General features: G+C 42.2%; 13 protein-coding genes and 2 pseudogenes. 10 read left to right on the forward strand and 5 right to left on the reverse strand.

Features of this window, described 5'->3' with window-relative positions:
• Window positions 1-61 precede the first annotated feature (61 nt).
• Entirely contained in the window at window positions 62-1,483 is a 1,422-nt protein-coding gene (locus V7K38_RS14130) for an NADP-dependent isocitrate dehydrogenase (protein WP_334858655.1), read from the reverse strand.
• 275 nt (window positions 1,484-1,758) lie between these two features.
• On the opposite strand from V7K38_RS14130, the gene V7K38_RS14135 reads away from it, so the two are divergent.
• The 5 genes and pseudogenes from V7K38_RS14135 (at window position 1,759) to V7K38_RS14155 (ending at window position 4,416) form a co-directional block, all read left to right on the forward strand.
• Complete coding sequence (locus tag V7K38_RS14135) at window positions 1,759-2,487, forward strand: GUN4 domain-containing protein (RefSeq protein WP_334858657.1); 729 nt, start codon at window positions 1,759-1,761, stop codon at window positions 2,485-2,487.
• 58 nt (window positions 2,488-2,545) lie between these two features.
• On the forward strand, window positions 2,546-2,725 hold the full coding sequence (locus V7K38_RS14140) for a type II toxin-antitoxin system HicB family antitoxin (RefSeq protein ID WP_334858679.1): 180 nt from the start codon (window positions 2,546-2,548) through the stop codon (window positions 2,723-2,725).
• Window positions 2,726-2,764: 39 nt separating this feature from the next.
• Window positions 2,765-3,010, forward strand: a pseudogene (locus tag V7K38_RS14145) (BrnT family toxin); the annotation flags it as partial.
• An 83-nt stretch (window positions 3,011-3,093) separates the two neighbouring features.
• Window positions 3,094-3,258 (forward strand): hypothetical protein, encoded by a 165-nt coding sequence (locus tag V7K38_RS14150; protein ID WP_334858659.1) that lies wholly within the window; start codon window positions 3,094-3,096, stop codon window positions 3,256-3,258.
• 51 nt (window positions 3,259-3,309) lie between these two features.
• The gene (locus tag V7K38_RS14155; RefSeq protein WP_334858661.1) at window positions 3,310-4,416 is read left to right on the forward strand and encodes an ABC transporter ATP-binding protein; all 1,107 of its coding nucleotides are present in this window, start codon (window positions 3,310-3,312) and stop codon (window positions 4,414-4,416) included.
• Here V7K38_RS14155 and V7K38_RS14160 read toward each other — a convergent pair.
• Window positions 4,411-4,701, reverse strand: coding sequence for a hypothetical protein (locus V7K38_RS14160; protein WP_334858663.1), 291 nt, complete (start codon window positions 4,699-4,701; stop codon window positions 4,411-4,413). The two genes, V7K38_RS14155 and V7K38_RS14160, sit on opposite strands and share 6 nt — an antisense overlap.
• 473 nt (window positions 4,702-5,174) lie before the next feature.
• Here V7K38_RS14160 and V7K38_RS14165 point away from each other — a divergent pair, with 473 nt between their 5' ends.
• Window positions 5,175-5,300, forward strand: a complete 126-nt coding sequence (locus tag V7K38_RS14165; RefSeq protein WP_334858665.1) for a hypothetical protein — start codon at window positions 5,175-5,177, stop codon at window positions 5,298-5,300.
• An 85-nt stretch (window positions 5,301-5,385) separates the two neighbouring features.
• Window positions 5,386-6,165 (forward strand): superoxide dismutase, encoded by a 780-nt coding sequence (locus tag V7K38_RS14170; protein ID WP_334858667.1) that lies wholly within the window; start codon window positions 5,386-5,388, stop codon window positions 6,163-6,165.
• 110 nt (window positions 6,166-6,275) lie between these two features.
• Here the strand turns inward: V7K38_RS14170 and rsmG are convergent, their stop codons facing one another.
• A complete protein-coding gene (rsmG, locus tag V7K38_RS14175; protein WP_334858668.1) occupies window positions 6,276-7,010 on the reverse strand; it encodes a 16S rRNA (guanine(527)-N(7))-methyltransferase RsmG in 735 nt (244 codons plus the stop codon).
• Window positions 7,011-7,081: 71 nt separating this feature from the next.
• The gene (locus V7K38_RS14180; protein ID WP_334858670.1) at window positions 7,082-7,756 is read right to left on the reverse strand and encodes an ABC transporter ATP-binding protein; all 675 of its coding nucleotides are present in this window, start codon (window positions 7,754-7,756) and stop codon (window positions 7,082-7,084) included.
• 308 nt (window positions 7,757-8,064) lie between these two features.
• Here V7K38_RS14180 and V7K38_RS14185 point away from each other — a divergent pair.
• The 3 genes and pseudogenes from V7K38_RS14185 (at window position 8,065) to V7K38_RS14195 (ending at window position 10,023) form a co-directional block, all read left to right on the forward strand.
• Window positions 8,065-9,025 (forward strand): annotated as a pseudogene (locus tag V7K38_RS14185) (Sll0314/Alr1548 family TPR repeat-containing protein).
• 105 nt (window positions 9,026-9,130) lie between these two features.
• Complete coding sequence (locus V7K38_RS14190; RefSeq protein WP_334858672.1) at window positions 9,131-9,583, forward strand: DUF3531 family protein; 453 nt, start codon at window positions 9,131-9,133, stop codon at window positions 9,581-9,583.
• Window positions 9,584-9,591: 8 nt separating this feature from the next.
• A complete protein-coding gene (locus V7K38_RS14195) occupies window positions 9,592-10,023 on the forward strand; it encodes an NUDIX hydrolase (protein WP_334858674.1) in 432 nt (143 codons plus the stop codon).
• Between the two features lie 110 nt (window positions 10,024-10,133).
• On the opposite strand, the gene V7K38_RS29680 is transcribed toward V7K38_RS14195, so the two are convergent.
• Window positions 10,134-10,385 (reverse strand): ParE family toxin-like protein, encoded by a 252-nt coding sequence (locus tag V7K38_RS29680; RefSeq protein WP_442940771.1) that lies wholly within the window; start codon window positions 10,383-10,385, stop codon window positions 10,134-10,136.
• Window positions 10,386-10,759: the final 374 nt, after the last annotated feature.

The following is a 10,759-nucleotide window of genomic DNA, read 5'->3' on the forward strand; positions in this document are numbered from 1 at the left end:
TAAGAATCCCCATCCGCCCATGCGGTGGGGAGTATCAATTGACTAATTAGCCCTAATAGAATTAACCAAAATGTTGAATAATTGCCTCGGCAAATTCAGAACATTTTAACGGTTCAACAGGCGGTTCTAGCAACCGGGCTAAATCGTAAGTCACTTGACTACTTGCGATCGCATCGCTTAAACCTTTCTTAACTAGGTCTGCGGCTTCTTGCCAACCCATAAATTCCAGCATCATTACACCAGACAAAATCACTGAACCAGGATTAATCCGATCCAATCCGGCGTGTTTGGGTGCGGTGCCGTGGGTAGCTTCAAATATGGCACTAGAATCACCAATATTTGCCCCTGGCCCCATTCCCAATCCCCCAACGATCGCAGCAGCCGCATCAGACAAATAATCGCCGTTTAAGTTCATCGTCGCCAGAATCGAATACTCATCCGGTCTGGTTTGGATTTGTTGAAAAATGCTGTCAGCAATCCGGTCATTCACCAAAACTTTCTCTTTCCATTTGCCATCGCCGTGGGTTGCCCAAATTGTGTTGAGAACAGTTTCAACTTCCTTGACAACTTGCGCTTTCTTGTCTGGAGTGAGATTATCAAACCCAGGTTCAATCTGGCGGGCGTTTTCTTCCAAAGAAATATTCGGATTTTTTTCCTTGTTACTCAAAATCCAAGATTCTTGTTCAGTGACAGTTTCTTGGCGAAATTCACTGGTTGCTAGTTCATAACCCCAGTCGCGGAAAGCGCCTTCGGTGTACTTCATGATGTTGCCTTTATGCACCAAAGTCACTTGTTGCTTGTTTTTGGGCAATAGCAAGGCATGTTTGATGGCACGTCTAACTAGGCGCTGGGAACCAGTTTTGCTGATGGGTTTGATGCCAATACCAGAATCAAGAGGAATTCGTTTTTTGCCATGCTCTGGGGTGGCGGGGATCAGTTCTTCATTGAGAATTTTAATTAAGCGATCGCCAATTTCGCTACCTTGTCGCCACTCAATGCCTAAATAAATATCTTCTGTATTCTCACGATAAACAATTACATCCAGCTTCTCAGGATTTTTGTGTGGTGAGGGCGTACCTGCATAGTAACGGCAAGGACGCACGCAGGCATACAAGTCAAAAATTTGCCGCAGTGCCACATTTAAAGAACGAATTCCCCCCCCAATGGGAGTAGTCAAAGGCCCTTTAATTGCGACACCATATTCTTCAATAGCCGTAAGAGTGTCTTGAGGTAAATACTGATAAGTTCCATATAAATCACAAGCTTCATCACCAGCGTAAACCTTGAACCAACTGATTTGACGCTGACCCTTGTATGCTTTAGCTACCGCAGCATCTAACACCTTTTGGGTAGCAGGCCAGATGTCTATACCTGTGCCGTCGCCACGAATAAAAGGGATAATTGGATTGTCCGGTACGATTGGTTCACCATCTTTGAAGGTGATTTTTGCTCCGGCTGCTGGGGGGGTAATCTTTTCGTACATTGTTCACACACTCCTAATCGATACGCTGCTAGTCAAAAAATCCTTATGTGGCAGGCTTGTATATTTTGCTATGTCTTTTGTTCACCAAGCCAGAAGGCACAGATTTTCCCCCTATTCCCCTTGTACATTATTTGGGGATTAAGTGTGGGATTGAGTGAAGCGATCGCAATTTTGTACGATCAAAAATAGTAAACTACTTTTCGCTATCAGTGCTTCACTTTGGAGAATGCCAGATAGCTTACCACTCTTTCACTGACCGCTAAAACGAGAATGGCATGACAGACCCAATGATTTTATCAGGCCCTGCAAATGACATCGACTCCCTCCGACGACCGTTAATCGCTGGGTCTGAAAAAGTCCAACAACAGATAATCCCACAATTAGCTGAGTTGGGTAATGAGGGATTAGACGTGTTGATGGAATTTTTACTGAAACGACGTGATAACCCAGCGACTTGGATTGATGGCAAAGCTTACCAAGTCCTCTATAAATCTGATGCACCTGAAGCCAAAGAATTTCTGCGCTCTTGTTTTCCTGAGGGAATTGTACCTCTAAAATCAGAGTGTGGGATTAACTATAATTCTTTGCAACAGCTACTTGCTGTTCAAGACTTCCAAGCAGCCGATCGCGTGAGCATCGAAAAAATGTGTGAGCTATCAGGGCCAACGGCTGTACAACGAAAATGGTTGTATTTTACTGAAGTAGAAAAGACCTCGGCTGTTGACTTACAAACCATTAACAACCTCTGGTTAGTCCACTCTGAAGGTAAATTTGGCTTTTCAGTGCAGCGAGAAATCTGGTTAAGTTTGGGTAAAAACTGGGAGAATTTCTGGCCAAAAATTGGCTGGAAAGCAGGTAATAGCTGGACGCGATACCCTAACGAGTTTACCTGGGATTTGAGTGCGCCTAGAGGTCACTTACCCCTCTCTAATCAGCTTCGGGGGGTACGAGTATTTGCTTCTTTACTGTCTCACCCAGCTTGGTCAAAGAATCCAGAAAAATGATTTTGAGCTTACGGACAAATAGATTATGATTAATCCCACCAAGCGATAATTCTACGTCATCATTGAACGGGATGAAGATGGTTACTATGTCGGAGAAGTCCCTCAGCTACAAGCCTGTTACAGTCAAGGAGAAACAATTGATGAGTTGATGACTAATATTAAAGAAGTAATTGAACTTTGTTTAGAAACAAAAAATGATGAAAAAATACCTGCTTTCTCCAGGTATAGAAAAGAGTGATTTAATAATTCCATAAAGTTTGAGTAGGACGAAAAGAAAGCGGCAAGAAATATTTTAAAACATCAGGTTTCCTTTGAAGAAGCCAAAACTGTTTTCGATAATCCGCTCTATGTTGACTTCTACGATCCAGAGTACTCAGATGATCAGGATCGTTACCTTATTATTAGAAAATCAAGTCGGGGACGCTTATTAATTATGTCGTATACGGAAAGAGGAAATTCAATTCGTCTCATTAGTGCAAGAGAAGTAACGCGATCCGAGCGAGAAGCTGATGAAGAAAGGTAAGTCAGAAATGGAAGACGATCTGCGTTCAGAGTATGACTTAAAGAGTCTAAGGGTCAGAAAGTTCGGCGCTGAACGAAAGAGTTTTGGTAAGACAACATTTAGAACCTGATGTTGTAGAGGTTTTTCCCAATGCTGATGCCGTCAATGAGGCTCTAAGATTTCTGATTAGAGTTGTGCAGGATAAGCAAGTTTCTGCACTTACAAAGCAGCTTCAAAACTCCTCAGAGGGGACGGATAAAAGCCCCTAATGCTGAGTTGAAAGTGCCACAGATCCCAGACTAAAAATATCGAATCAGATAATGGCAAACGTTCGTCTAGAAGATATTAAGCGTAGATTCAATAACGTCACCGCTATTGAGGATATTACCTTTGAAATTCCTGATGGCGAGTTTTGGGTTTTAGTCGGGCCATCAGGTTGTGGTAAATCGACAATTTTGCGGACGATCGCAGGTTTAGAAACCGCCACATCTGGTAAACTATTTATTGGCGATCGCTTGGTGAATAATATCCCAGCCAGACAGCGAGATGTGGCGATGGTGTTCCAGAATTACGCTCTCTATCCTCACATGAGCGTGGCGGAAAACATCGGCTTTGGCTTACAGATGCGTCAGGTTGACCGGAAAATCATTCAAGAAAGAGTGATGAATGTGGCGCGATCGCTATCTCTGGATCACCTACTGGATCGTAAACCCAAACAGCTTTCTGGGGGACAGCAACAACGGGTAGCATTAGGGAGAGCGATCGCTCGTCAACCACAAGTGTTTTTACTTGATGAACCTTTATCTAATTTAGATGCCCAATTGCGCGACGATACAAGGGCAGAGTTGAAACAGTTACATCAAAAATTAGGCATTACCACAATTTATGTCACCCACGATCAAGTGGAAGCAATGACTTTGGCTGATAAAATTGTTGTGCTAAATCGCGGGCGAATTCAACAAATCGGCGATCCCCAAAGTATTTATGCAAGTCCTGCTAATCAGATGGTGGCAACTTTTTTAGGCAGTCCACCAATGAATATCTTGCCTGCAATCTATCAAAATAACGGTTTTGATGTGAGTGGACAGTTATTAACGGTTTCGGCAGAGGTGAATGAAAAATTACGGTTGTGTCAGGGATACAGTTATGATTTGGGGATTCGTCCAGAGCATATTTTTATTGACGAACCGCCAAGTCGCCAAGGACGCGAAGAAGGAAATGAGAGTCGGCTGATTGTGGAAGTTAAGGTGGTGGAACCTTTGGGAAGGGAAACTTTGATTCGTGCTGGCTTACCTGGTTCGGCGGTAGTGTTGAACATTCAGGTGGGCGGGGATATGCGATCGCGTCCAGGCGATCGTCTTTTTCTACAACTTGATTTGAATCACTTGTTTGTATTTGATCCCAAAACTGGGGACAGAATATTATAAGCGCTTCGGAGCGTAAATATAATTGTTTTGTGTGCAATCTCTGTGACGGGGTGTAGGGGCAATCGCTGTAATTGGTGGCGAGGTATGGTTAGCGATCGCATCCAGAATCATCACCACACTGCCGTTAATCCAATTTTTGACCGATACACTCTGATCTTGGCCTTGCGTCGTGCGATGCCTGCGGCGGGCGTAGCCATCGCGGTCATTTGTTAACCCAATAGCGAAAATTTGCTGTATCTCTTGCTGAGTAAGAACCTTGGCGTGTCCATGCCGATTTACTTTCACCTTTGGCCGCTACACCCCGTTAACTCTTAATTTTCAGGTTACAGCAGTGTGAAGTGTCAAATCCATAATCAGGATGAAATAATGATTCAATCACTGCAAAAACTATTTACATTGGATGTTAGTGATTAGGGAGTTGTCTTGAAGGATTTGTGAGTATTTAGAAACATCCTGAGAGTAAGTGTTTAATTCCTTAGCGATAATTTTTTGAGAGAGGGCGATGGTGTTGTCGGGGTTAGCGGAGCCGATAAGGAACCAGAGTAGGTCGTGTGCTTTGCCGATAATTCTGAGTTTAGAGATTAGGAGTGCGGTTTGAGTGGAGACTGTGATTGTGATTAGTCGGGTGAGTGTTGTAGTAGAGTTTGGGGAACGGACTCAAAGTGATCCGGGTTGAGTTCGGCTTTGAATTTATAAGGTTTAGATGGTGCGGCGAATTATCGCTGGTGAGCTTGTGAAAAAATTGGATTAACGGCGGTGTGGTAATGATTCTGGATGCGATCGCTAACCTATCCCTCACCACCAATTACAGCGATCGCACACAAAACAATTATATTTTATACTCCGAAGCGCTTATAAATAGTTTCTTAAACTGCCATAAATAATCGCAAACTTCCAATTTTTTGTAGCCAAAATCTAAGAAAATAAAAACGGCAATAGAGACTTAATTAATTAGGTGCAAAAACTTATATGGCTATTGATCGACGCAATTTCTTGTTTTTACTAACAGCAGGTGCGGGTGCTTTTGTATTCGATGCTTGTGCATTGGCAGAAAAATCTCCTGATGGAAACGCTGCAACTCCTGAATCAACACCAAATACAAAAGGAAATACAACACTAAATAAAGCAGGTGCCATCCAACTACCGCCTTTACCTTATGCGTACGAAGCACTTGAACCACACATCGATGCTAAAACGATGCAATTTCATCACGACAAACACCACGCAACTTATGTAAAAAACCTGAATGCAGCATTAGATAAACACCCAGAACTGAAAGGCAAAACTATTGAAGAACTGTTGCAGAAACTTGACAAAGTACCACAAGATATTCGCAAAACAGTACGTAATAATGGGGGTGGCCATGTGAACCACTCAATGTTCTGGGAAATTATGAAGCCAAAAGGTGGAGGAGAACCAACAGGAAATATAGCCTCCGCAATTAATCAAAGCTTTGGCAGTTTTGCCGCTTTCAAAAAGCAATTTAATGAAGCCGGTGCTGGTCGTTTTGGTAGTGGTTGGGTTTGGCTAGTGCGTAATAAAGGTGGCAAGTTGGAAGTGGCAACTACAGCTAACCAAGATAGTCCCTTAAGTGCAGGTAAATATCCCATCCTGGGTAATGATGTATGGGAACACGCATATTATCTCAATTACCAGAATCGCCGCGCCGATTATTTAGATGCTTGGTGGAACGTAATTAATTGGGATGAGATTAACAAGCGATTTGCAGCAGCAAGTAAATTAGCTTAAACATTAGGAGCAAGGGAGATATAAAAATAAAAAATTTATCTTCCATCTCTGTCAAAGTAATTACAATTAATGGAGGTTTATACTCTTTCTAATTAGGAATTATGAATTAGTCAAAGAGGCTTTTGAGTAGGTACACCAATAGCACGGGGAAACTGAATTGGTGTGGTGGCTACCTTACGCAAATACACACAGTGCCGGATGCTGTGACTCAAGGGTGTTGTAAATTGTTCAATTGATTCAATAACGCCACCCAACTGTTTCACAGCATTTTGCAAAGCTGTTGTTTCATCCTCTGTCCAATTACCGCGATAAATTATAGCTAAACCTCCCTGTTTGAGCAGTGGTAAGGTATATTCTGCACAGACAGAGACTGCCCCTACAGCCCGAATCAATGCAATATCATAAGCTAGTCGATGCTGAGAGTTCTGACCGATTTCTTCAGCCCTACCAACAATAGTTTTGGCATTAGTAAGGGCAAGTTCAGTTAATATATTGTCAAGAAAAGTAATTTTTTTTCGAGTGGAATCGAGAAGAGTAATTGTGCAATTAGGTACTGTAATTGTCACTGGAACACCCGGAAAACCTGCACCTGTACCGATATCAATAATAGTAGGGGAAGCCAGAGATAAATTTCCTGATAACAGGGGTGCAATTCCTCGTAGAGAATCCCAGAGATGTTTTTCCCAAAACTCTTGGGGGTCAGTAATGCGAGTTAAATTTAGTTGGCTATTACCTTCTAGGATTAACTCATAAAGCCTTTGGAATTGTGCTTGCTGTTGGACAGTTGGTTGCCAATTCAGAGTTTTCTGCCAGATTTCTGCCGTCTCAGGCAATAAGTTTGTCATTTGTCATTTGTCATTGGGTATTATTTTTTCTCCAGTACCCAGTCCCCAGTCCCCATTCTCCAGTTACCTTTCTATACCGATGGTAGGGGTTCTTTGACTTTGGATTCTAGGGTTTTTGGGTCTACTGATTGTAGTTCGCCGTGGTTGAGTGTCCAGCAACGATCTGCGATCGCTAACAGATCCCCAGCATCGTGTGTAACTATCAATAGTGTCCAATCTTGTTTCAGCTTTGCTAATAAATTTACTAATTGCCGACGCATTGACCAATCTAACCCAGCCGTGGGTTCATCCAATAACAGTAAATTTGGCTGGCGAATCAATTGCACCGCTAAAGCTAAACGTCGTTGTTGACCACCACTCAAAGCATGGGGGGCAGCAGAAAGCGATAAATGCTCTAATCCCACCTCAGTTAGGGCCTGTCTAACTCGTTCTGACCCTAATTCAGGATGTCCTAAACGCAATTCTTCTAAAATTGAACCACCGCAAAAGTGCCGTTCTGGAAACTGAAATACTAACCCAGCTAATTGTTGTAGCTGTTCGGCTATAAGTTCTTGTTCCCGCCAGAAGAGTGCGCCAGTAGTGGGTTCAGCTAGTCCTGACAAAATCTCTAGTAAGGTACTTTTTCCTGAACCACTGGGGCCAATAATCAGACCTAGCTGCTGCGGTGCTAATTCCAAGTTGATCGATTTAAGAATTGCTGTTGGACACGCTGTAGGGTGATAATTTACATTTCGGAGATAGAGCATTTGTTAAGATTACCAAAAAGTCAGCAAATTACTGATTAGCGACACTGAGAGTACCTGGAAAAATTTATAATGCATTACCTAGATTAACAGCTTAATCTAGCAGCAAAAATCATCCAATTTTTCTCCATTGTGGCAGACTCACCCTTAAACAATGGCTATGACGAGCCTGGAAATATAGAAAAATTACCAAAGTCAACCTTTATATAAGAAAATTTGGGTTGAGGCAGAGGCAAGTTAAAATTAATCATTATTTTGCATTCTAACTAAGACATACAACTATTTCATCTGCAATTATTCTCAGGGTTAAAATGACTAAAAGGTTTTCTTCGCCTCGATTAGCAGTCCCTATGAGACTCATTACCCTTGTTCATACTGCTTTTGGCTCTGCGTTCGCCTTTGGCGTTGCCCCTTGGGCAATCGCACTGAATCTGTGGGTAAATCCCTCACTGGCTGGCGATCCGTTTCGCAATAGCGAACCTCATCAAATTGGCGACCAAACAGAAGCAGCTTTTAAAGCGATTTTTCAACAGGGCAACTATCCAGCAGCAGACCGTTATCTCCAACAAGCAATATCCAAAGAGCCAAATGAACCTCTAGCTTATGCGATGAAGGCATCTTTGGCATACGGAAATAAAGATTGGTCTAAACTCGCCACCTACAGTCAGAAAACTCTAGAAGCCGGACAAAAACTGATTACCAACGATCCGTTGCGTGGTAATTTATACACTGCTGTCGGTCATTTTTTAGAGGGAGCAGTAATTATTACCCGTGAGGGTACTGTCAACGGTGTACCGCAAGCTTTTGGTCGCCTGCGGCAAGTTTATGAATATTTAGATAAAGCCGAAGCAATTTCTGCCAACGATCCAGAACTGAATTTAATCAAGGGTTATATGGATTTACTGTTGGCGGTTAATTTGCCTTTTGCTAGCCCAGATCAGGCAATTGGAGGCTTAGAAAAAAATGCTGCTCCTGGATATCTCGTGGATCGCGGTATTGCTCTTGCTTACCGAGATTTAAAACGATATCCACAGGCATTAGAATATGTCAACCGAGCGCTAAAAAGCACATCTGAATAATCCAGAAATTTATTATCTCAAAGCCCAAATTCTAAAAAACTTGGGGCAAAAAGAAAAAAGCCAGGAGATGATCCGGGAAGCGATCGCTAATTTTGACAAAGCATTGACTAAAAAATCCCAACTCCCAGGCGATTTACTCAAACAAATTGAACGCGAACGCAAAAATGCTGCTAGCCTAAGTGATGCTAGGTAATTGGGAATTGGGAATTGGGCATTAGGCATTGGTGATTAAGTTTTTTCCCCATTCCCTACTTTGATATGCTTATTTGCAGAAGAGTAATTGAGATATTAGACCAAAATGGAGATTCAGTTCCGCGAAATTAATCCTTTTGATATGTGGATTTGGCTGAAATTCAGCACAAATCCTTCTGCGGGTGAAAAGCAGTATGTAGAAGAAGTTTTCAATTCTTGGTTTTATCTGGGTAAATTGGGTGCATTTAATGCAGAGAATCTCCAGGTGCAGGATACTGGACTCGATATCAGCTACATGAATTATGATGAACAAGGGTATGACAAAAGTTTATTAGCACTGATGCACAACATCGGTGAGTTTGAATATGAGGGACAGTGGGGGCGTTGTTGGTTTGACTTAGGAACCAGTGATGCGATCGCTCTGGATATTTTAATTAACGCTCTTACCCAGCTAAGTCAAGAATATGTGACCATTGAAGAATTATATATCGGTGGCGAAAATCCAGATTGGCCTATTGAGGATAGCGAAAGCCGTCCTCAGTCTATTTACGATAATTAGTTACAAAAATGAATAAAGCAGGGGAAATTCGGGTAATATCCTTGGGGCTAATTCGGGATGGCGAACGCATATTTATGTCTGAAGGCTACGATCCCGTGAAGCACGAAACATTTTATCGGGCTTTAGGCGGTGGAGTTGAATTTGGCGAAACTAGCCACGACGCACTACAACGAGAGTTTCAAGAGGAAATTCAGGCAGAATTAACGGATATTAAATATCTAGGTTGTTTAGAGAACCTGTTTACATTTAATGGTAGGCAAGGTCATGAAATTATTCAACTTTACAAATGTGACTTTGTTGATTCAAAATTTTATCAACTAGAAAGTTTAGTTTTTTCAGAATCACAAACTCATAAACATAAAGCATTATGGATGGATATCTCTAGCTTGAAATCTGGGAAATTTAAGTTAGTACCAGAAGCGTTTTTTGAATATCTATAAAATTATCTGGAAAATTCTAAGATTGCTTTGCTGTTAATTATGCTACCCCACTCAACAGAGACACAATATAGTGGTTGAGACTAAATTGGGTATGCGATCGCACTGTGTAGCTAGAACTGAGAAAGCAACTTGTTATATTCTGCGTGTGATCCAACCCAAAACCAAATAACGGTTTCTCCATCTAACTGTCCAGCTGCTCGATAACTTTTGGTAATTCTTGCTGAATAAATTGGTAGTTCTGGATGTACTTTTTTGAAGCGTAAACTTCGATGGCTCGGATCTTGTTTAAAGAGGCGGTATGCTTCACGGGTTTGCTCTTGAACTTGCTCAGGTAGATGGCCAAACCCTTGACCGGAATTAATGGGATAAAAGCCCCGTCATAGATCGGACGGCTTTATATTGATCGCCAAATCAAGGGTTTAAGACCCCAACCAAAATACGTAGTATTCTTACAAAGTTGGGCGCACGGAAACCGTGACGCACCGCAAAGCTCGCCACGGGGATACTCCCTGTGGCAGACTTTGCGCGAAATGTGCCACGGAGATACTCTCCGGTGGTCACTTTCGCCACTTTGCGCTCAGTTGAGTTGGGGTTTAAATCCCTGACTCCAACTGTCTAAAATGTTTGAAGTAATGAGTAATAACTCACCGTTCGCGTAATCGAGGATGGATTTGATGAAATTAAGGATGTGTGAACAAGGGGAGGAAGAAAAACAGGCGATCGCTACGACTTACCA

It is taken from the genome of Nostoc sp. (assembly GCF_036917465.1).
GTDB lineage: Bacteria > Cyanobacteriota > Cyanobacteriia > Cyanobacteriales > Nostocaceae > Nostoc.